This is a genomic window from Psychrobacter sp. CX14, assembly GCF_057396205.2.
This window is the reverse complement of the sequence record NZ_CM183187.1, coordinates 1,974,995-1,996,965: the sequence shown is the minus strand read 5'-3', so window position 1 is coordinate 1,996,965 and position 21,971 is coordinate 1,974,995. Positions and strand designations below refer to the sequence as shown.

Below are 21,971 nucleotides of genomic sequence, written 5' to 3'. Positions count from 1 at the left end.
TTTGTATTATCCCACCTACAATACTCAATATCGAATGATATCTATTGCTCATGCATTGACAGCATTAAGGACATAGGCTGCTGCTCTGAGCGTTTTTGTACTGAAGTCTTAACCTAGAGGATAGCAATATGAGCCATTTACTCGACCAATTCCGTTTTTTTAAACGTAAAAAAGGGGAGTTTTCTAACGGCCATGGTGAATTGCGCGATGAGTCGCGTGGATGGGAAGATGGTTACCGTAACCGCTGGCAGTATGACAAAGTGGTGAGATCTACGCATGGCGTAAACTGTACCGGCTCTTGTTCTTGGAAGATCTTTGTTAAAAACGGTCTAGTGACCTGGGAGACGCAGCAAACCGATTATCCACGAACGCGCCCAGACCTACCAAATCATGAACCGCGCGGATGTCCTCGTGGTGCAAGCTATAGCTGGTATATGTACTCAGCCAACCGTGTTAAATATCCAAAAGTGCGTAAGCCATTATTAAAGCTATGGCGTGCAGCCACAGCTCAATATACCGATCCAGTTGATGCATGGGCAAGTATCGTGGAAGACCCGGCCAAAACCGTTGAATACAAATCAAAGCGCGGTATGGGCGGCTTTATTCGTTCTACTTGGAGCGAGGTGAACGAAATCATCGCTGCTAGTAACGTTTACACTGCCAAAACCTATGGCCCTGACCGTATTATTGGTTTCTCACCAATTCCAGCGATGTCTATGGTTAGCTATGCTGCTGGTAGCCGCTATTTGTCGCTCATCGGCGGTGCATGCTTGTCTTTCTATGACTGGTACTGCGACTTACCACCAGCGTCACCGATGACATGGGGTGAGCAAACTGACGTGCCTGAATCAGCAGACTGGTACAACTCAGACTACATTATCGCATGGGGTTCTAACGTACCGCAGACGCGTACGCCTGACGCTCACTTCTTCACTGAGGTGCGTTATAAGGGTACCAAAACAGTCTCTATCACACCTGACTATGCTGAAATCTCAAAGCTAACCGACCTTTGGTTAAACCCAAAACAAGGTACAGATGCAGCTGTGGCTCAAGCGTTCTGTCACGTGATTATAAAAGAGTTTTACCTAAAACAGCCAAGCGATTATTTCATTGACTATGCCAAGCGCTACACTGACATGCCTATATTAGTCATGTTGGAAGAAGATGAAAGCGGTAGTCGTCGTCCGGGCCGTTATCTACGTGCGTCAGACTTGGTTGATGGATTAGGTGAAGAGAACAATCCAGAATGGAAAACCATTGGCCTAAATAACGATGGTGAACTTGTATCACCACTGGGCTCAATAGGTTATCGCTGGGGCGAAAAAGGCAAGTGGAACTTAGAGCAAAAGAGCGGCTCAACGGGTAAAGACATCGACTTAACTCTAAGCCTGAAATCTGATAGCAATGAGCAAGAAGTGTGTGATGTGACCTTTGACTACTTTGGTCATACCGAGCACCCATACTTCACAGCGGTACCAGGTGAGGCGCTACAAGTTAAACGTATTCCATGTAAGACGATTACTTTAGGAGACGGAAGTACTGTCAAAGTTGCAACTGTCTTTGACTTAACTGTTGCCAACCTAGGCGTCGATAACGGTCTAGGCGGCAAGCACGTGACGGACGATTATAACGACCCTACCGTACCTGGCACGCCAGCATGGCAAGAAGTTATCACCGGTTTATCACGTGAAAAAGTTATTCAAGTGGGTCGTGAGTTTGCGGAAAACGCACATAAAACGCATGGTAAATCGATGATTATCATCGGTGCTGGCATGAACCACTGGTATCACCTTGATATGAACTACCGCGGCGTAATTAATATGCTGATGCTATGTGGTTGTATCGGTAAATCAGGTGGCGGCTGGGCGCACTATGTGGGTCAGGAAAAGTTACGTCCTCAGACTGGCTGGTTGCCATTGGCATTTGCTCTAGATTGGCACCGTCCACCACGTCACATGAATGGCACGAGCTTCTTCTACAACCACAGCTCACAGTGGCGTCATGAGACAGTATCGGCGCACGAAATCCTATCGCCTCGTGTGAATAAGAAGTTCTTCCCAGAGCATATGCTTGATTACAACATTCAAGCTGAGCGTGCGGGTTGGTTACCATCAGCGCCTCAGCTCAACCGTAACCCGCTATCTATTGCGGCTGCTGCTAAAGCGCAAGGTAAAGAAATTGAAGAGTATGTCGTGGATTCACTACATGAGGGCAGCTTACGCTTTGCGTGTGAATCACCCGACAATCCTCAAAACTTCCCACGCAATATGTTTATCTGGCGTTCAAACTTACTTGGATCATCAGGAAAGGGTCATGAATACATGCTTGAGTACTTCTTAGGCACCAAAAACGGCCTAATGAGTGAAGAGAATCTACCAGATGGCTTACGTCCTAAAGAAGTGGATTATGTGGAAGAGGGGCCAAAAGGTAAGCTTGATTTGGTAGTAACCCTAGACTTCCGAATGTCGTCAACTTGCTTATATTCAGATATCGTGTTGCCAACTGCAACGTGGTATGAAAAAGATGACATGAACACCTCAGACATGCATCCGTTCATCCACCCATTAACCGCAGCGACTGACCCTGCTTGGGAATCAAAAACAGACTGGGAAATCTATAAAGGTATTGCTAAAGCCTTCTCAGAGGTATCAGTGGGTCACTTAGGTGTTGAAACGGATGTGGTAACACTACCGATGCAACACGATAGCCCAGGCGAATTGGCACAGCCATTTGGCGGTACTGACTGGAAAACAGCTGGCGAAAAACCAGTACCCGGTAAAAACTGCCCAATGATTAAAGTGGTTGAGCGTGATTATCCTAATACGTATGCCAAATATACCTCTCTAGGTCCTGCGCTTGAGAAGTTAGGTAACGGCTCAAAAGGCTTGAACTGGGATATGACCAAAGCAGTCAAAGACTTAGGTGATTTAAACCACCGAGTGACCACGCCGGGTGTATCAGAAGGCCGTCCTCAAATCTTTACTGCCATTGATGCATCAGAAACCATCTTAATGCTAGCACCTGAGACTAACGGTGAGGTAGCTGTAAAAGGTTGGAAAGCATTGGAAGCCTTTACCGGTCGTGAGCACGCACATTTAGCAGCATCGAGTGCACACGAAAAAATTCGTTTTAGAGATATTGTTGCGCAGCCACGTAAGATTATTTCAAGTCCAACTTGGTCTGGTCTAGAATCTGAATCGGTAAGCTATAACGCCGGCTATACCAACGTCCATGAGCTGATTCCTTGGCGCACTATTACTGGTCGTCAGCAATTTTATCAGGATCATCCTTGGATGCAGGCGTTTGGCGAGCAGATGCAGCAGTATCGTCCACCGATTGATACCAAAACCACAGACATCATGAAAGACGCTAAGCCCAACGGTAACAAAGAGATTGTACTGAACTTCTTAACACCGCACCAAAAGTGGGGTATTCACAGTACCTACTCTGAAAACTTGTTAATGCTAACGCTTAGCCGTGGTGGTCCTATTGTTTGGTTGTCAGAAAATGATGCGAAGTCAGCTGGCATTGAGGACAACGATTGGATTGAAGTTTTCAACGTCAACGGTGCGATTACGGCGCGTGCGGTTGTCAGTCAGCGTGTGAAAGATGGCATGACCATGATGTATCATGCGCAAGAGAAACTGGTCAACATTCCAGGCTCTGAGCAGACCGGTACTCGTGGCGGTATTCACAACTCAGTGACCCGTACTATCTTGAAGCCAACGCACATGATTGGTAGCTATGCGCAGCAATCATACGGCTTTAACTACTACGGCACAGTGGGCTGTAACCGTGATGAATTTGTTGTGGTTCGTAAGATGTCGAAAATCGACTGGTTAGAGGACAAGCCAGACGATTCATTACCACAACCATTACCAACGACTTTGGAAGGTTAAGACAACCTTAAACACTTTAATTTGGAGCACACACCCATGAAAATCAGATCACAAGTAGGCATGGTGCTTAACCTCGATAAATGTATCGGTTGTCACACCTGCTCAGTTACCTGTAAGAACGTTTGGACCAGCCGTGAAGGTATGGAATACGCTTGGTTTAATAACGTTGAGTCAAAACCGGGTATTGGTTATCCCAAAGAATGGGAGAACCAAAACAAATGGAAAGGCGGCTGGATCCGTAATGCCAACGGCACGATTAACCCGCGTATCGGCGGTAAATTTAGAGTATTAGCGAACATTTTCGCTAATCCAGATTTACCAGAGATTGATGATTACTATGAGCCGTTTGACTTTGATTATCAGCATTTGCAAACTGCGCCAATTAGCAACCACCAACCGATTGCTCGCCCGCGCTCTGTCATTACTGGTAAGCGTATGCAGAAAATCGAGTGGGGTCCTAACTGGGAGGAAATCTTAGGCTCAGAGTTTGAAAAGCGCCGCCGTGACAAAAACTTCGATAACGTGCAAGCAGATATCTATGGCGAGTATGAAAATACCTTCATGATGTATTTGCCACGTCTGTGTGAGCACTGCTTAAACCCAACCTGTGTCGCGTCTTGCCCAAGTGGTGCAATTTATAAGCGTGAAGAAGACGGCATTGTACTTATTGACCAAGACAAATGCCGTGGCTGGCGTATGTGTATCTCAGGCTGCCCCTACAAGAAGATTTACTATAACTGGAAGTCAGGTAAATCTGAAAAATGTATCTTATGTTATCCACGTATTGAGGCTGGCATGCCAACGGTATGTTCTGAGACCTGTGTTGGCCGTATCCGCTACCTTGGCGTGCTTTTATATGATGCCGATAAGATTGCAGAAGCGGCTGCAACGCCAAACGAGCAAGACTTATATCAAGCGCAGTTGGACGTATTCTTAGATCCAAACGATCCAGAAGTGATCGCTCAAGCATTAAAAGACGGCGTACCACAGTCAGTGATTGATGCGGCTCAAAAATCACCCGTTTATAAACTGGCGATGGATTGGAAACTGGCACTGCCATTACACCCTGAGTACCGTACGCTACCTATGGTGTGGTACGTGCCCCCATTATCACCGATTCAAAACGCAGCAGAAGCAGGCAAAGTAGGCATGGACGGTCTGATTCCAGACGTAGATAGCTTACGTATCCCACTGCGTTATTTGGCCAATATGTTAACCGCTGGTGATGAAGAGCCAGTCCGTATGGCACTAAAACGCCTACTTGCGATGCGTAGCTACAAGCGCATGCAATTGGTTGAGAAGCAAGAAGTACAAAGCATCTTGGATGATGTGGGTTTAACTAAGCTGCAGATCGAAGAGATGTACCGCTACTTAGCGATTGCCAACTATGAAGACCGTTTTGTTATTCCAACGGCACACCGCGAAGAGGCCATGAGCGATGCGTTTGCAGAGCGTAATGGTTGCGGCTTTACCTTTGGTGAAGGCTGCTCAGGCAGTAGCGATACCAGCATGTTCGGTCAGAAGAAGGCCACGCGCCGTGACTTTATTGACACCGTTCAAAAGTGGGAGGTGTAGCATGACAGACGTTATTCAAAAAACACCTTTTGATACCAATGTTGAAGAAAGCGGAACAGCAATGCCAACCATTGCAGACTCTGACATGAAAATCCTTAAAGTATTGAGCCTGCTGATTGATTATCCAACCAACGAGCTGTTTGAAGGTGAAACTCTGGCAATGTCGAAAGATATTGTTAGCACATCACCGCTTATCAGCCCAGAGGTGCGCGCTCAAATCGTAGCCCTCATTGATGAAATGATTGAGATGGGCTCACTTGAGGCACAAGCTCAATACGATGGCTTGTTTGAGCGTGGTCGCTCACTGTCTTTATGGTTGTTTGAACATGTGCACGGCGAATCACGTGACCGCGGGCAGGCCATGGTCGATTTGATGGGTCAGTATGAAGAAGCTGGCTTTGAGATTGATCAAAAAGAGCTGCCTGATTATCTGCCGATGTATTTAGAGTTTTTGGCTTATCAAGCAGCGGTCACTGGCGATGAAATCAAAATCCGTATGGATATCGCTGATGTTAGCCATATCATTGCGCTACTTGCGGCAAGACTCAAAGACAGAGACAGTTTGTATGAAGGCTGTTTTAACGCACTGCTACAAATAGCGGGCAAGCCACTGGATGCAGTGGATGCATTAGAGGAGCAAGTGCAACAAGAGCAGCGTGACGATACGTTTGAAGCCCTGGACCAAGAGTGGGAAGAAGAGGTGGTTGATTTCTTGGGGGCGCAGCAAGAAGAGCGCTGCCCATCAAGCACTCAAAACCTTGCAAAAGGTATTGCGATAGACCGCAATGTGGTGCCACCAAAACAAGTCGATGCCCCTGTGCATTGGGTAGATTTCGATACGTCGAAACCTGTTAAACAGCCTTAAGGAGAGAGAGGACATGAATATTGCAGATCCTGGTGTACAGTCTTTGGCCAACTTAAGCTGGCTACAAATATTTTTATTTGGTATCTATCCATACATTGCATTAGTGGTTGCTATCGTGGGTACATGGGCACGTTTTGACTTGTCACAATACTCATGGAAAACTGGCTCATCTCAGATGCTACGTAGCAAGAACATGCGCCTTGCCAGCAACTTATTCCATGTGGGTATCATTGTTGTTCTGCTGGGTCACTTGGTGGGTATGTTAACGCCGCATTTTATTTATGAGCCGTTTATCAGCGCTGCACATAAGCAAATCCTAGCTGTGGTGGTGGGCGGTATTGCTGGCGTGGCATGCTGGATAGGGATGGTGATATTGATGATACGCCGCTTTACCGATGATCGTATCTCGCATACCTCATCATTTAGTGACAAATTAGTATTGATACTGCTGTTTATCCAGCTCAATCTAGGTCTGATATCTATCTTTACCTCAATGCATCATCTTGATGGCTTGACCATGATGAACCTCGCTGGCTGGGCACAAGATATTACGGTCTTAAGACCTTGGCATGCAGCGGCTCGTATCGAACAAGCAGACCTGATTTATCAGCTGCATATGGCACTGGGTATTACCCTGATTATGATTTTCCCATTCACACGTTTGATTCATATTATCAGTGCACCAGTGTGGTATTTGGGTCGCCGTTATCAGATTGTTAGACAAAAACAATCGCAATAGAAAGCCTTACCAAAGTGATACAGGATTGGGTTGGTAGTATAAGTTTATAACATGAATTTAAAATGAATGTTATGATAAATAGTCGGTAATTTAGATAGGCATCTAATTTATGTCGCTAGTCATCACTAAGCTTGATAGCGACATACTTAACCCACCAACTCATGATTGCATCACTTTTATCGATACGCCTAACCGTTATTGAAACAGATATTAAAACGTTAATAAGCGGCTTATCGATTAGCAATCATTAAGGATATAACGATGGTTTCTCCCAAAACACTAGAGGTTGTTAAAGCAACGGTTCCTGTACTCGAAGAGCATAGCAATACGATTACCACAGTTTTTTATCAGAATATGTTTGCTGAGCACCCTGAGCTACTGGATATCTTTAATGAGACCAACCAAAAGCTTGGGCGACAGCAGACCGCACTAGCGACAACAGTATTGGCAGCGGCTAAACATTTAGAAAACCTAGAAGTGTTATTGCCACAAGTGATGCAAATTGGTCATAAGCACCGTGCATTACAGATTAAACCAGAGCATTATCCAATCGTTGGCCAGCACTTATTGGGCGCGATTAAAGAAGTGCTAGGCGATGTGGCAACCGATGAGATTATCGATGCTTGGGCTGAAGCCTATGACGAGATTGCTTCTGTCTTTATCAAGGTCGAAGCAGATATGTATCAAAACGCCATGTGGTCAGGCTTTGTACCTTTCAAAGTCATTAAGAAAGAAATCACAGGCTCAGATATCGCCGCTTTCACTGTTCAGCCTGAAGAAAATGGCTTCGATGTCAGTAAGCTGCCATTAACAGCCGGTCAATACATTACGGTCAAAACCGACCCTAAAGACAGTGACCATATTGCCTTACGACATTACTCATTGTATTCAGTCGATAGTAGCGGCGGTCTAAAATTTGCGGTACGCCGTGATAATAAAGACGAACATCGTGGACTGGTATCCAACCACTTGCACGACAACGTTGAAGTTGGCGACACCTTATATCTCTCAGCGCCAGCAGGCGACTTTGAGCTTAATCAGTCACTGATTGAGCAAAATGATGTGCCACTAGCACTTATTAGTGCGGGCGTAGGCATCACACCCGTACTTGCCATGTTAGAGGTGCAGGTTAAAACCAATCCTAAGCGTCCTATTATCTGGGCTTATGCCTGCCAAAATCAGGAGCACTATGCCTTTGATGAGCGTGTGAATGCGTTGCTTGAGCAAGCAGAGCAGGTTCAGAAAAACACGTTTTATTCTGAAGACAATCAGCGCTTAGATGAGACGTGGCTAAAAACATTACCCAATCCTGCTGATGTCTATGTGTGCGGTTCGATGACCTTTATGGACAGTATGATTGATGGGCTAATGACGTTAGAGCACAGTGGTGACAATATACATTATGAGCCATTTGGTCCAAAAATGAGCCTAAGCGCAAGATAAACCAATTTACTAAATAATCATTAAAGCTGTTCACTTATACAGCGCCATTATAAAGCCGACTAAGCGTTAAATGCAGGATAAAGCATTCATTGCCCAATCGGCTTTGTGGTGGATTATGACTCAATGGAGTACAACATGACGGCAACGACTTACGATCCAAGACAAGCGGCTGATGACAACATTCGTATTATGCCAACCTCTGATGATTTGAAGAAACCACATTCAGATCAAGAGTTTATCGAAAAAGCATTGGCCGAAGAGCGTAGTAATCATAAAAACCTGATTGCTTCTAGCCGTGAAGAGTTGCCTACCGTGACTGTCAATGGCGTGATGATTGACAAGCAAGTTATTGCTCAAGAATTGCAGTATCACCCAGCACCGACCAAAGAAGATGCATTGTTCCTAGCGACTCAAGCCTTAGTAGTGCGTGAGCTACTAAAAGATGCGGTGCATAATGATGAGTCACTTGGCCAAGACGCTTGGGATAGCAACGAAGAACAAGCCATTTCAGATTTGATTGATAAAAATGTAAACGCAGCCACACCTGAAAATGAGGTGTGTGAGCGTTACTACGAGCAAAATAAATCTGATTATAAAACCGCACCGATTATGTCGGTACGTCATATCTTGCTAGCCAGTCTTCCTGAAGATGGCGAGGAGCGCTTGGCACTTAAAAAGCAAGCATACGAGCTGATTGAGCAAATCAAAAACAGCAATAACCCTAGTGCTGAGTTTATTGAATTGGCTCGCCAGTATTCAGCATGCCCATCAAAAGAGCAGGGCGGAGAGCTGGGTGTACTTAGCCAAGGTCAAACGGTTCCAGAATTTGAGTCTGTGGTATTTACTATGGATGAGGGGTTAGCACCAAGTCCTGTCGAGACCCGTTATGGTTTTCATATTGTCGATGTGATGGATAAGCAGCCGGGTGTTCAGCTTAACTACTTGCAAGCCAAACCTGCTATTGCTAATAAACTGGCGCAGCAAGCCTTCCATCATGGGCTATGTGATTATCTATATGCGCTTGCTGAGCAAGCGGATATTGATGGCATTCAAATGGAGCTTTCTCAAGAAAACGTATACCGAGGTTAAAGGACAACCATGAAACGCATCGAACAACTTCAGCCATTATCCCGAGAGCATCATCAAAGACTGGTAATTTCTCGGCATGCCAAAGAATGCGCCAATGACGTTGAAGAGATAGCCAAGCATTGGACGGCGCTCACCGAATATGTGAATCATAATATGAGCAATCACTTGAAAGTAGAAGATGATTTGATATTGGCCAAGCTGGCTGCTTATGAGTCTGAGCATCCAGAAGTAGCAGAGGTTATGGCGGAAATTGAGGCGCATCACAGCAAGCTATACGAGCTAGTAAATACGCCGAGCCTAAGTGCGTCACACGTACAAGAGTTTGCAACGCTGCTATATGATCACATTCGCTATGAAGAGCGTGAGCTGTTTCCTTTGGCACAACAGCTTCTGTCCGAGCAGGAGCTACAGGCGATATATGATGCCAGCTCTGCAAATGTGAAGCGTGAAGATGAAAACCGCTAATTAATCAGTGTTCGACAACGGTTCAATAGCGATTAACCGTTAATGATTAGTCAATAAGCGAGCAATTTATAAGGAAGTATTATGAGTCATATCGTGATTCCTAGCCTTTGGCGTACCAAACGCTCTACGCCATTTTTCACCAAAGAAAATGTGCCACCGCCATTATTAACGCATCACAATACAGCCGCTGGTATCTTCGGTCAGATATGGGTGATGCAAGGCACGGTAATCTTTTATGGTTTTGCTGATGAGCAAGCGACTGAACCTGAGAAAAAAATTGTGTTTAGTTAATGCTGTTAACAAAAACAAAGTCTGTCCAATTGAGTAGGATAAAAATTTGATCAGACATAATTTTTATAGATTTCTGTGATTATAACGGCTACGTAATATTAACCGTAATACTGCTAAGTCCATCAATATGTGCCGTCATGATATCGCCGACATTAACCGGACCAACACCTGCCGGCGTACCCGTCATAATTAAATCTCCCGGTTTTAATTCAAAAAGCTCAGATAAGCGAGATATTACTTCCGATACACTCCAAATAAGATGTTTTAAATCACTATCCTGACGAATTTCATTGTTGACCTTTAACTGAATATGACCTGATGTTAACTCGCCAGAATCTATAATCGGTGTCAACTCGCCAATGGGGGCAGCATAATCGAAAGCCTTACCAATCTCCCATGGGCGACCTTTTTCCCGCATATTTGCCTGCAAATCACGACGAGTCATATCTAGCCCAATGGCATAGCCATAGATAGCCTTCTTTGCCTCTTCTACAGAGATATTTTTAGCACTTTGGCCAATTGCCACAACAAGCTCAGCTTCATAATGGTAGTTTTTAGTGAGTGGCGGATAGGGGATGGGTATAATGCCATCTTTTGCAGCAGCAACAACAGAGTCGGCATCTCCTGGTTTACAGAAGAAAAAAGGCGGCTCACGATCAGGGTCAGACCCCATTTCGCGGGCATGCTCTGCATAATTACGCCCGACACAATAGACGCGGCGAACAGGGAAGGTGTCTTCGCTCCCTTTAACAGCTAGAGCTGCGGGTTCTGCCGGTTCGATAATATAAGCCATCAAATACTCCTTTTATTCTTAATTAAATATTAGGGCGTGTCCTCATTTTGAAAATGGTGATAAAAATAAGATAAATCGCAGTCAGACAAGGAAAATAATGCGGTAAATATCGAGATATTTACCCGTTACTTGAGGCAGTATGACAAGATTTAGCTATTTTTAGTCCATTTAAATGTAATCGTACGGATTGAGGACACGCCCTAGATACATCAGCGGTATAGATTGGCTAGTATAAAGCCATTCACCTAGAATACAGCACATCAAAATTATTATTGTCTTGAAATAGCCTAAGCAAATAAAAGCTATTTATACAGTAAAGGTTCTTTTTGACACTAATCGAAACATTATAATAACTATTACTTCTATAGTATTCATATGACTGTAAGTGGGCATGTTTAAGACAAAATCGACAACCGCCGTTTGGTTATGCTGATTTATATGTTTGGTATTATTCCTGCTATTAAACGCCGTTTAACCGGTCAGAATAAATGCGATAGCAAGCTTAGAGTAACGAGGGGGCGGGGCAGTAACAGCACGGTTAGATTTGAAAAGTCGCATATATTCCTCCGATACATGAACACGTCATTGGTTCTTATAACATTCATTTAAAATGAATCTTTAAGATGTATATTAAATGAATCTTTTAATTAAATCGACAGCTTTTGACTTAACAATGAGTGATTTTTAGCACCAATAAGTTACTTTTTTTAATTAACTTTTGTAAACCTTTGTGCTAGCAGGGTATTAGGATTTATTTCAAATAACGAGGAGTGAGGACAGGTTTCAAAAAAAGGGGAGAAGTCCTTTAAAACTAGGTAACCCAAATTTTTCTACAATGTAATCTTCTGTATTTTTACTAAATAAGGTACTATCTATCATCAGTTATCTATTTGCAAAACATCATTAGATAATCACAATGCTCTAAACAGTCAATTAACTCATATTCAAGAAAACGTATATCCCCATATTAATAGGAAGCACTGTGTTATGACTCATCTAGACAAAGTATCTAAACCCATCATACCATCGTTATTTAAAATGAGTCAATCAAATAGACTGTTATCTTTAGCTCTGCATAGTGCAGTTATCGGTAGTGCGGCGCTGGCTTTGAGTGCATGTCAATCAACTCCGAATATGACCACAGCATCGCAAACATCACCAATCATCGACTTTAGTGTTGCAGATACTCAAGCCAATCGAGCACAAAGTCATCTCTTCAATACTGGAATCGACGCGAATAATGCAAATTACGAGCGTTTGTTTGACCAAGCGCAGTATCCTAATGGAGATAATCTCGCCAAGCAAAAGCTGGTGTCGGCCATACGTCAGCATTTGGCCACTGAGCATGTGGCAGTTGCAAAAGCCAAGTATCATCTGTCACCGCTGGTTAATCCCGATAGCATTGATGCAGGCTCAAGTAGCTTGTTTCAGACTGCCATTGAGGTGATTGCTTATCAAGAATCTATGAAAGAGGACGATTACGACAGCTATGACGATGAAGACTTTGAGGATTATGAAGACACAGAGGAGTATGAATACGATGAAAATGCTTATGATTGCAATAATGAAGTGTGCATAGTAGATGTTTTAGAACTTGCAGAGACTGACGATGATATAGAGCTGGCTCAGGATGAATGTAATATCTGTGATGACGACTATGAATCCTTTGATGCCTATGAAGAGGTTTATGCTGAGGAAGAGTATAACTATGAAGAAGAATATGCTTATGAAGATTTAGAGGAATATGACGACGAGTCAGATTATGATAAAGCGTTAGGTTCAATCAAAAGTGTCAAACCATCGAGCATCTTTGAAGCGTATGAAGCGGTTCAATTGGCCAAGCAAAACAATGAAAGTGCTGGAGACAGTGACAACATGGCAGACTCAGGCATTTTAAATTTGATGCTGGGTATGATGCAAAAGACACCAGAGCAACTTGACGCTCGCAATGCCTATCAAATGCGCTATTTAACCCTTAATAGCGTCAGCCAATATCAACCAAATCAGCGACAATTCAAAAGCGTCTATAGTTATGACTATGCAGCGCCAACCGTGAGTGCCTCGTTTCAGTTGCCAGTAGCATTGGATTTTGATACAAGCCGATTAATCATTGACGCCTCAGCATTTATGCCGTTGATGGCTTTGGTTAGTCCCGAAAACACACCGCTACCAAATGAGATGGTATCGCATACAGTCGATATTGGATTGCCAGAGGTGGTCACAGAACAGATACCGTCAGCGGTTATCTATGATGCGACTATCAGTGCGGTGCAAGCCAGTCTCGCTGAGCTAGACCCTAAGCTGTTCAGCCTAATAGACATAAGCGGTGATGATTTTGCCAAGCAAGTTGGCGCAGCTCAAGGCATCAAAGTGTATTTTGGCAGTCACCAAACAGGCGAGGTGGTTGGCAAAATATTCAAGCATGTCAGCCAAAGCCTAGAGCAGCATGTTGATGCCAATCCCACTCAATATCCTGATGGTGCATTGCTCAAGAGTGCCATACGTAAAGTTCAGCTGTATAACAAGGGATATCAGAGCGATGATGTTGGCAGCCTATTGCAACTAATTGAAGCCATTATGCCCATCTCATTTAACCAAGTGAACTATTACTATTTAGACAGTGCAGGGCAATTACTGGGCAAGCAGCAACGTATCTATATGGGAAGCAACTTGGCCGATATGCAAGTGACCACGCTGAACCAGATACGTTACGACCATAAGAGCTATCAGTCACATAGTTTAAAGCCACTACTTGAACAGTCCTTTGGCGATGCAGCACCCAAGCCAATCGATGGCAATGCATGGCTCAAAAATAAAAAACAGAAGCAAGATAAAATTGATATAGCCCGTGAAGCCCGCTATGTATACTTTAATGATGAGAACGAGAGCTTTGCGAGCTATGATGTTGAGAAGTATGACCTTGAAAGCGACGACCTCGAAAGCAGCAATAATGACGATATAAGCCTTGAGTATTGAGTAGGCAATAAGCCATAACATTATTGACGACTCAAATAAAACAACTACAAAACCAAAAGTGCTATCAAGGACATCTAATGACTTCTAATAATCATTCAAAAACACGAACCAAAGCTTTTAGCCACACAACTTCAAATACCAAAGTATGGGCTACCAAAACTCTGCCTTTATCAATGACTATGTTGGCAGGCTGTTTAATACTTGCAGGTTGTCAGACAACCGCAGTCAGTCAAACCTCTAATAACACGCCAGCGATGGCTAAAAGTACGCTGCAAAAAGCACTACAAAAGCAGCGTATGAGCGCATTTAGCTATCACAGTGATGTAAAAATTAAACACAGTAAGCCGGTTAACAATGCAGGTGATGCGCCAATTACCTCAAAGTATTTGGATACGTATTGTGAAGACACTCACGACGCGTCTTATGTTGAACTACTCGAGCAGGCGGATGAACAAGGCAAGGATATCGACTCTGCCGAATTCGCCACACAGCGTAATACGATTAAGAGTGAGTACTTGGCATGTAGTGAAGCGTATGAAGCTTGGGTGGCCAACAAAGCATCTGAATATAATGATTACGAATACTATGAGTATGATGACCAAGATGATACGGAATTTGATACTGACACAGAGTTCGAGACGGACTCTGAGTTAAGTGCTGAGTTTGACAGTGAGGATGGCTATGTAATAAATGCGGATAACGCTGATGATATTGATGACGTTGAAAGTGAGCAACAGCCTGTCTCGCCTTATTATCAAGACATATTTGATAACTTTGATGACAAGCCAAAAGTTTTGGATGCCAAAAAATCAAAGCTACTCAATGAATATCTGCTAAAGCCATTGTCTATCAATGCACAAGGTAGTTATCAGCCGGCAGCAGGCAAGTTTACGATGCTAACCAGTGCGCAGTACTTCGCCCGTAATAATCGTATGACTATCAATCAGCCGATATACTTTGATGCCAGTACGGGTAGCTTGTATCTATGGGCAGATACTTTTGCGTTTATAACATCAGAATACTTAGACGAAAAACTAGGCACATCTTGGCAAAATAAATGGCTTAAGCTCATCCTAAATGACGGCACATTACCGAGCGGGTTTGGCCACTCCTTAATTAAAGCGCACTTTGAAGCGATGGATCGCATTTATGATTCAGCACCGACTGCGCAGTTTGATATGGTGCCTTCATCACAATTAACATCGGTACTGCCTAATCTCGATGAACAGCGATTTAAGCCAATGGCATCCTCTCGCCAAATCGTTCGCCGCGTGCAGACGCCGCAAGAGTTTAAGCAGTATCATCAGGATTATCTGACGACACTGTACGATATTATTGCTGCGCGATATCCGCAATTGGTTGTCGATACTGACGAAGCACAATCTGATTATTCAGCAATTGATGATCAAAGGTTTACCAGTAAGGCTTTGGTTGAGAAGATACTCATGCAAATGAAAGCCTTGATTGATATGGAAGCCGATAGACGCGTTTACGGTGCCATGATTGGGGAAGACAGTATCGAAGATGAGACCACCCAATTAACCGGCTCAATTCAAGAGCTATACGGGCTGGATAACCGCGGTCAGATAAAATGGAAGCATACACACAATCAAACGGCCAATGTACAGTCTAATGACGGTGTGACCTTTGATGTTATGCAGCGATATGAGCCGTTGTCATCGAGCAATATAGACTTCCCAAATCTACCTAAAGACAGACAACAGCCTAATGAGAGCAACACCGTTGACGTCAGAGAATATCAGCGTGATTTAGTCGCTCGCTACAAGCAGGGCGAGGGCACTGCTATCGGAAAGTTATTGTTCCAAGGTTTCTTCGATGCTTTAACCTCATTATCTGACGCATCTGATTATGATGTTGATGAAGAGAATGATAGCGATACAGTTGATATGGATAATTAAATTGTTGTTTTTTGGCTGGCTAGAATCAACCTAATCAGTCAATAAATATCTGATTATTCAATAAAAAGTCCCGTATTAATATACTTAATACGGGGCTTTTGTTTATATTAATATGAGCTATGGCAGTGGCTATATCCACATTCTTTTAAATACGTTCACTTTGTCTTTTAGATAATGAAAGACACCACCCAATACATGAATAATTAATAACGCAAAAAAACTTTTCCCAGTGCTTCATGAATATCATAAAGGCTATCAAACACCGCTTTATTAGGGCCGAGCAGTAGTGGGAAATCTACCATTCCAAATAGTGTAACCGGATTGCCTTTAGCGTTACTAATAATCCATCCCAAAATGGATTGTAAAAAGATTAAGATAAACAATAAGATGTGAACTGCTTTTTCGATAATATACTGCCATGATTTTGGTGAATTAATCGAAGGCGGTGTCTTGCTGGTATTTAAGAGTCGCACAAACACTCGGATACAGCCAAAAATTAACAGCAACGCACCAAGCGAGACATGTAAATCCTTATAATCTGCCAAAAAATAGCAACCAATCATCAAGACTGCGACAATATGATGCAACCAAATCATCGAAGTGGGATATTTGGTGTAAGCGATGTCTTTAGTATTGCTCATTGCCGTCACTTAATCTTTGAAGGTTTATCATTTAGATACTAAGAACCTGTATTCACAAGCTATAATTGGCTCTTTTTGCCTAAAACAAGCCACTACTTTGTTAAAATTCGGCTCGAATAGAATGACTATTCAACCCAATTTTGCCTCGTATTGTCTCATTTTATTCTAAAAATAACCTAACTGTAGCTTATGAATACAGGTTCTAAAAACGTTATGAATGCTTTTATGCTTATGAGATGGGTTTATCTAATTGTAGAAATGGTAGGATGGGAGTTATGAGTTAAAGAATTGGCTTCATCAATATTGACTAAATATGATATTAACAGTGCATTATGACTGTGCTGTTAATTAGAATTAAAAAAGGGCAGCTGTATATAAGAAGGCTACCAATCTGAGAATTAATACTAAATAATAGGTAAGGGGAGACACATATGAATACGGCATTACACGATAAAATTAACGAACTTGAGCAGCAGCGTTTTAATTATTTATTAAACAAACAGTATGATGAATTTGCGGCCATGTGTGACGAAGAGCTACGTTATGTGCATAGTAATGGTGCAATTGATGACCTAGGTTCTTATATAAAGCAGCTAAAGTCGGGCTTTTATGAGTATCAAGAGCTGGATTATCAGATAGGCAATGTCATCGATATGCAGGAATATGTGATGGCAACGGGCGACTTTTTTGCCAAAGTATTGGTCGATGGACAGCCGCGTACTCTAAAAAACCGCACTGTTTCTGTTTGGAAAAAACAGGGCGACCAATACAAGTTCTTTATGTATCAAGGTACGCCATTTGAATAAGTTGTTTAGATAACTTTTGATATATGGAGCACTGTTTAGGATACAAAATGACAGTGCTCTTTCATCTAGGCTGCTGATTTTAACGGACTAATCATTCTTACTTTGTTGGATGCAAAGAACAAGTCAGACAGATAATAAGTGAGGGTTAATGACAGCATCACTGAGTGTTTTAGCTTATCCACCGAAAAGTCTATTGGTAATAGCTGCTCTACTACTCATTCAAATAAAACTCAGCCATACCGTCGAGCTGAGTTTTTATTTGTCTCCAGTTAGGCATGACTTGGGTAAGTAATCGCCAAAATCGCTCACTGTGGTTATGCTCTGCAATATGACACAGTTCATGCAATATGACGTAATCAATACATTCTTTTGGCGCTTTGACCAAATGCGGATTAAGGACCAAGTTACCTTGAGCTGAGCAGCTGCCCCATTGTTTCTTCATGGTTAACAGCTTAAAGGGTGGGGGTGAGCTTACCCAGCTTGCTTTGGGTAATACAGTATTTAGACGTTCATCAAATACGACCTTCGCCTTTTGTTGATACCAGTCATTAAGCAGTGACTTTGCTTGTTTGGCACGTTCATCTGCATCATCGATAGCTTCATTAAGGGTCACTGTAAGCTTACCACGCATCAGCTTAACGTTAGGTGCCTCATCAGGATTAACAACCACTTTAAGCATGTAACGCCTTCCCAAATAAAATTGAGTTTCGCCACTGACATAACGTCTTGGTAGTACATCATTGGTCTGACTTTTGAAGTCTTGTAGATGCTGCCAGATCCACCGAGCACGCTTTTGAACAGACGATTCAATAAAGTCATCCGTTGTATGCGGCGGCACAATGACTTCTACGCGCTCATCAGGGTGTACCTTGATACGCAGCTTACGGGCATTGTCTTTATGTACCAAGGTATAGGCAATCTGATGCTCACCGTAATATAATATCTGAGCTTGATGATTTTTATCGTTATTCATGAGTTATCAGTCGTCATCATTAGCTTCTCGATAGACCCAGACGCGCGATATTAATCACTTCATCTGCCAGCTGTTTCGCATTGTCCATTCCGATTGCTTTAAACAACATCGGAATGAGCTTTAAGCGAATGTCTTTTTCCATCTGAGCAGGATTTAATGAGTTCTCGTTAACCGCTGTATTCACCGCTTCGTCGATGTCAAAAGCGTATTTGACCATGGTTTCTTCATCAAGTCCGTTATCAGACAGATACTCGGCATCAAACAGATGTTTAAATAAACCAAAGTACGCCTGCGCATGTTTGTTGTGTTTACCCGATTCATCAACAAACCTATTAGGCACATCAGGCATATTGCGCTCTTTTACGTCTTGCTCAAAGTCCGCAAACATCATGTATTGTTTGACAGGGGCATCAAACATAGCTTTGGCTTCTTCGATAGCCTGTTTTAACAGCTTGGAGAAGTGCTCCTGAGCATAAGGGTCATCCGCCAAGTCTTGCTCAATCATTTTGGTCACACGACTGGTAATCTTATCGGTCTGGTTGCGTGCTTCAGCGTCACTCATCTGCTCAGGCTTGATGTCTTTACCTAAGTTATTCACCAGATAAGCACCTTCTGGCTCTTTGACTTCAAGACCTGCGATATGTTTATTAAGTAGGTTCCGGATATCCTCTTCATACTCATCAAAGTTAATGGTCTCATTGGCATCTTCACGCACTTGTCTACGTAGCTCGACAAAGGCTTTTAAGTCTTGTTTATATTTATCTCGCTTACCGTCAAAAGCAGGATCTTCAAAGTAGGAGGCAGATTGTAGCGCCACTTTCATGGCATTACTAAACTCGGTTAAGGCCGCATAAAAGTCATCACGCTTTTTAAGATTGGCATCGACAATCACACCCTCTCTTTCTTGCATTTTTGGCGATAACGACTGACGCAGTGCTTGACCGTCTTGCTTGTTACGGACTTCGGAGAAGATGCCCCAGACCTTTTTGTGTAGCATGGGCAGTTTCTTGTATTCAGTATCCATATCACGATACATGCCTGCCAAATCATCGATATCAAAGCCGCCTTGCGTACGCTCTGCTAAGTCTTGATACTTCTCAATAGTGGTATCCAGCTCTTTTAAGATGCCTCGATAATCAATCAAATACCCAAACTGCTTCTTTTCATGCAGTCGGTTTACTCGCGCTATTGCTTGAATCAGGTTATGACTTTTGAGCGGTTTATCGATATACAGCACGGTGTTTTTTGGTTCATCAAAGCCGGTTAACAGCTTATCGACCACTATCATAATATCTGGGCCATCGTCTTTACCAAAGGCGTCGATAATGTCTTTGGTATAGGTGGTGTCATCCATGCCGTATTTGGGCGCGACATTCTCCTGCCACCAGTTTTGGACAATATCTTTGCTTTCTGCATCGACCACTTCATGACCTTCACGGGTGTCAGGGGGTGACATAGCGACCACAGAGGTGACTTTGCCAATCGCATCGAGAGCTTGCTTGTAGCGAATGGCCGAGGCTTTGGAATCACATGCCAGCTGACCTTTTAAACCCAGCTGCTTAAAGTTTTGAAAATGATCAGAGATATCATGCGCAATCAGTTCAATACGACCTTCAACTTGATAGACTTGACCTTTACGAGAAAACTTACGTTTTAAGTCCGTTTTTTGATCTATGGTTAGCTTTTGGGTAATGCGGTCAAACCACTTGTCTATCGCCGCATCATTGGTATTAAGCTCAGGTATGCGCTCTTCATAGAGTAGGGGCGTCACCGTCTTGTCGGCTACGGCTTGCTGCATAGTATAGGAGTGGATAATCTTACCAAACTTGTTTTCGGTTTTATCGTCTTTGAGTAGCGGCGTACCGGTAAAGGCAACAAAAGCGGCATTAGGCAACGCTTCCTGCATACGAATATTATTCTCACCATTTTGACTACGGTGACCTTCATCGACAAGTACAATAATATTTTCACTAGGGTTGTAAAACTCATCATATTTGGCCGCAGCACTAAATTTATTGATGATAGAGAACACGATACGCTCGTTACTCTTCCCGACTTTTTTTGCCAAGTCACGACCGGACAGTGCTTTAGCAAGGCGACGGTCTTTGTCGCTAAGTGCACCAGCTGAGATAAAAGTACGCGCAATCTGGTTTTCCAAATCAATACGATCAGTCACCACAAACACACGGCATTTAGCCAGCTCTGGCATCCATATCAGTGCTTTGGATAAAAACACCATGGTAAATGACTTACCACTGCCTGTGGTATGCCAGATAACACCACCCTCACGGCTACCTTTGCTGTCGATTTGACTGACTCGCTTAACCAGTGCTTTAATGCCGAATACTTGCTGATAGCGCGCCACAATCTTGCCCGCTTTATTATCAAATAAGGTATAAAAGCGGGTCATATCCAGCAGCCTATCAGGACGAAGTAGGCTAATAATTAATCGGTCTTGATCGGTCACTGTCAACTCACCGGCGTCAATCAGTGAATCATACTCATGCCTATCGCTAGCTTGACGATGAGCGAACAGGGTTTGTAATCCATCCTCGTCTATACACTCATTTTTAAGACGTTGAAACTCAGCTTCACTAATCTCCTCTTCAATCCATTTCGACCAAAATTTCTCAGGGGTATGACAGGTCGCATACAAACCCTCATAGCCATTAACTACCAATAGCAATTGGCTATAAGCAAACAGATGCGGAATGTACTTTTGACCTTGATTGCGCAGATGCTGTGAGATGGCTTGGCTATTGGTAGATTGATTGGGGTGATTAGAGTCAGGGCGTTTGGCTTCTATCACCACCAGTGGCAGACCATTCACAAAGCAGACAATATCAGGTATCACATTACCGGTAGCATCAGTGTTTTGTACCACCATCTCTTCAGTGACGTGATAAGCGTTATTATCGATGTTTTCCCAGTCGATTAACTGAATGGTCGGCGAAGTGCGTTTACCCTCAATAAACTCAGTCACACTCACGCCATATACCAATGCATCGTATATTTTTTCATTCGCTTGCACTAAGCCTAAGTTCATCTGCGGATTAAGCTCGCTTATGATTTTATCAATGCTTTTATTTGATAAGTGATGACGCTTACCCTCAAACATAAAAGTTTGCTGACTTAAAAACTCACGCAGCACAGGCAATAGCATTACTTGGTTAGTGCTAATTGTCGTGCTGCCAGTATTGGTGCTTGTCGCTTGAGCATTTAGTTTGGACTGGCGCAGCATCAAGCACTGCTCAGGCGATAGGTAGCGATAACCCAAAGTCATTAATAGGGTTAACGCAGGAATCTTGGCGCTAAACTCCTCTTTAAAGTTAATGCTTGGGTTGGTGTGCATATCAATATCAAGTCCCGAATAAATTATCATCAATTACTAGCACTGCGCTCAACGCTGGTAGGGCTGGGTCGGTGTGCTTAGGTGTGTTATTCTCATTATCTCTAAATGAACCGCTTTAAACAATGTGTCCTTATACAAGGTGTCC

At 43.2% G+C, this 21,971-nt stretch carries 15 protein-coding genes; 11 read left to right on the top strand and 4 right to left on the bottom strand.

The genetic code is table 11. The annotated features are described in order from the left end of the window. Positions 1 to 128 precede the first annotated feature (128 nt). From AC2SLO_RS08030 to AC2SLO_RS07995, 8 genes are all read left to right on the top strand, one after another. On the top strand, positions 129 to 3,899 hold the full coding sequence (locus AC2SLO_RS08030) for a nitrate reductase subunit alpha (protein WP_486543060.1): 3,771 nt from the start codon (positions 129 to 131) through the stop codon (positions 3,897 to 3,899). 36 nt (positions 3,900 to 3,935) lie between these two features. Beyond that, complete coding sequence (narH, locus tag AC2SLO_RS08025; protein WP_486543058.1) at positions 3,936 to 5,474, top strand: nitrate reductase subunit beta; 1,539 nt, start codon at positions 3,936 to 3,938, stop codon at positions 5,472 to 5,474. A gap of 1 nt (position 5,475) precedes the next feature. Beyond that, positions 5,476 to 6,339, top strand: a complete 864-nt coding sequence (gene narJ, locus AC2SLO_RS08020) for a nitrate reductase molybdenum cofactor assembly chaperone (RefSeq protein ID WP_486543056.1) — start codon at positions 5,476 to 5,478, stop codon at positions 6,337 to 6,339. Between the two features lie 13 nt (positions 6,340 to 6,352). Next, positions 6,353 to 7,078, top strand: a complete 726-nt coding sequence (gene narI / locus AC2SLO_RS08015) for a respiratory nitrate reductase subunit gamma (RefSeq protein ID WP_486543054.1) — start codon at positions 6,353 to 6,355, stop codon at positions 7,076 to 7,078. Between the two features lie 261 nt (positions 7,079 to 7,339). Then, a complete protein-coding gene (locus tag AC2SLO_RS08010) occupies positions 7,340 to 8,521 on the top strand; it encodes a globin domain-containing protein (protein WP_486543052.1) in 1,182 nt (393 codons plus the stop codon). A 135-nt stretch (positions 8,522 to 8,656) separates the two neighbouring features. Further along, positions 8,657 to 9,610, top strand: a complete 954-nt coding sequence (locus AC2SLO_RS08005; protein ID WP_486543050.1) for a peptidylprolyl isomerase — start codon at positions 8,657 to 8,659, stop codon at positions 9,608 to 9,610. Positions 9,611 to 9,619: 9 nt separating this feature from the next. Continuing rightward, complete coding sequence (locus tag AC2SLO_RS08000; protein WP_486543048.1) at positions 9,620 to 10,075, top strand: hemerythrin domain-containing protein; 456 nt, start codon at positions 9,620 to 9,622, stop codon at positions 10,073 to 10,075. An 81-nt stretch (positions 10,076 to 10,156) separates the two neighbouring features. Beyond that, complete coding sequence (locus tag AC2SLO_RS07995; RefSeq protein WP_486543046.1) at positions 10,157 to 10,366, top strand: TehB-like domain-containing protein; 210 nt, start codon at positions 10,157 to 10,159, stop codon at positions 10,364 to 10,366. Positions 10,367 to 10,454: 88 nt separating this feature from the next. Here the strand turns inward: AC2SLO_RS07995 and AC2SLO_RS07990 are convergent, their stop codons facing one another. Then, positions 10,455 to 11,159 carry a fumarylacetoacetate hydrolase family protein gene (locus tag AC2SLO_RS07990; protein WP_486543044.1) on the bottom strand — a complete coding sequence of 235 codons (705 nt, stop codon included), beginning with the start codon at positions 11,157 to 11,159 and terminating at the stop codon, positions 10,455 to 10,457. 987 nt (positions 11,160 to 12,146) lie between these two features. Between AC2SLO_RS07990 and AC2SLO_RS07985 the strand changes: the two genes are divergently transcribed. Both AC2SLO_RS07985 and AC2SLO_RS07980 read left to right on the top strand, forming a co-directional pair. After that, positions 12,147 to 14,135: a hypothetical protein gene (locus AC2SLO_RS07985; protein WP_486543042.1), complete on the top strand. Its 1,989-nt coding sequence runs from the start codon at positions 12,147 to 12,149 to the stop codon at positions 14,133 to 14,135. 77 nt (positions 14,136 to 14,212) lie between these two features. Next, positions 14,213 to 16,054 carry a hypothetical protein gene (locus AC2SLO_RS07980; protein WP_486543040.1) on the top strand — a complete coding sequence of 614 codons (1,842 nt, stop codon included), beginning with the start codon at positions 14,213 to 14,215 and terminating at the stop codon, positions 16,052 to 16,054. Between the two features lie 203 nt (positions 16,055 to 16,257). Here AC2SLO_RS07980 and AC2SLO_RS07975 read toward each other — a convergent pair whose 3' ends face one another. After that, positions 16,258 to 16,695, bottom strand: a complete 438-nt coding sequence (locus tag AC2SLO_RS07975) for a cytochrome b (protein WP_486543038.1) — start codon at positions 16,693 to 16,695, stop codon at positions 16,258 to 16,260. A 431-nt stretch (positions 16,696 to 17,126) separates the two neighbouring features. Here AC2SLO_RS07975 and AC2SLO_RS07970 point away from each other — a divergent pair, with 431 nt between their 5' ends. Then, the gene (locus AC2SLO_RS07970; RefSeq protein WP_486543036.1) at positions 17,127 to 17,501 is read left to right on the top strand and encodes a nuclear transport factor 2 family protein; all 375 of its coding nucleotides are present in this window, start codon (positions 17,127 to 17,129) and stop codon (positions 17,499 to 17,501) included. A gap of 211 nt (positions 17,502 to 17,712) precedes the next feature. On the opposite strand, the gene AC2SLO_RS07965 is transcribed toward AC2SLO_RS07970, so the two are convergent. Continuing rightward, the gene (locus AC2SLO_RS07965; RefSeq protein ID WP_486543034.1) at positions 17,713 to 18,474 is read right to left on the bottom strand and encodes a M48 family metallopeptidase; all 762 of its coding nucleotides are present in this window, start codon (positions 18,472 to 18,474) and stop codon (positions 17,713 to 17,715) included. 19 nt (positions 18,475 to 18,493) lie between these two features. Then, positions 18,494 to 21,826 (bottom strand): type I restriction endonuclease subunit R, encoded by a 3,333-nt coding sequence (locus AC2SLO_RS07960; protein WP_486543032.1) that lies wholly within the window; start codon positions 21,824 to 21,826, stop codon positions 18,494 to 18,496. Positions 21,827 to 21,971: the final 145 nt, after the last annotated feature.

What these genes read in the sequence shown, in the direction of transcription:
- narJ (WP_486543056.1), top strand. Translation starts at nt 5,476, where the DNA reads ATGACAGACGTTATTCAAAAAACACCTTTTGATACCAATGTTGAAGAA.
- narH (WP_486543058.1), top strand. Translation starts at nt 3,936, where the DNA reads ATGAAAATCAGATCACAAGTAGGCATGGTGCTTAACCTCGATAAATGT.
- AC2SLO_RS07995 (WP_486543046.1), top strand. Translation starts at nt 10,157, where the DNA reads ATGAGTCATATCGTGATTCCTAGCCTTTGGCGTACCAAACGCTCTACG.
- AC2SLO_RS07965 (WP_486543034.1), bottom strand. Translation starts at nt 18,474, where the DNA reads ATGAATAACGATAAAAATCATCAAGCTCAGATATTATATTACGGTGAG.
- AC2SLO_RS07975 (WP_486543038.1), bottom strand. Translation starts at nt 16,695, where the DNA reads ATGAGCAATACTAAAGACATCGCTTACACCAAATATCCCACTTCGATG.
- AC2SLO_RS07980 (WP_486543040.1), top strand. Translation starts at nt 14,213, where the DNA reads ATGACTTCTAATAATCATTCAAAAACACGAACCAAAGCTTTTAGCCAC.
- AC2SLO_RS07960 (WP_486543032.1), bottom strand. Translation starts at nt 21,826, where the DNA reads ATGCACACCAACCCAAGCATTAACTTTAAAGAGGAGTTTAGCGCCAAG.
- AC2SLO_RS08030 (WP_486543060.1), top strand. Translation starts at nt 129, where the DNA reads ATGAGCCATTTACTCGACCAATTCCGTTTTTTTAAACGTAAAAAAGGG.
- AC2SLO_RS08000 (WP_486543048.1), top strand. Translation starts at nt 9,620, where the DNA reads ATGAAACGCATCGAACAACTTCAGCCATTATCCCGAGAGCATCATCAA.
- AC2SLO_RS07985 (WP_486543042.1), top strand. Translation starts at nt 12,147, where the DNA reads ATGACTCATCTAGACAAAGTATCTAAACCCATCATACCATCGTTATTT.
- AC2SLO_RS08010 (WP_486543052.1), top strand. Translation starts at nt 7,340, where the DNA reads ATGGTTTCTCCCAAAACACTAGAGGTTGTTAAAGCAACGGTTCCTGTA.
- AC2SLO_RS07970 (WP_486543036.1), top strand. Translation starts at nt 17,127, where the DNA reads ATGAATACGGCATTACACGATAAAATTAACGAACTTGAGCAGCAGCGT.
- AC2SLO_RS08005 (WP_486543050.1), top strand. Translation starts at nt 8,657, where the DNA reads ATGACGGCAACGACTTACGATCCAAGACAAGCGGCTGATGACAACATT.
- AC2SLO_RS07990 (WP_486543044.1), bottom strand. Translation starts at nt 11,159, where the DNA reads ATGGCTTATATTATCGAACCGGCAGAACCCGCAGCTCTAGCTGTTAAA.
- narI (WP_486543054.1), top strand. Translation starts at nt 6,353, where the DNA reads ATGAATATTGCAGATCCTGGTGTACAGTCTTTGGCCAACTTAAGCTGG.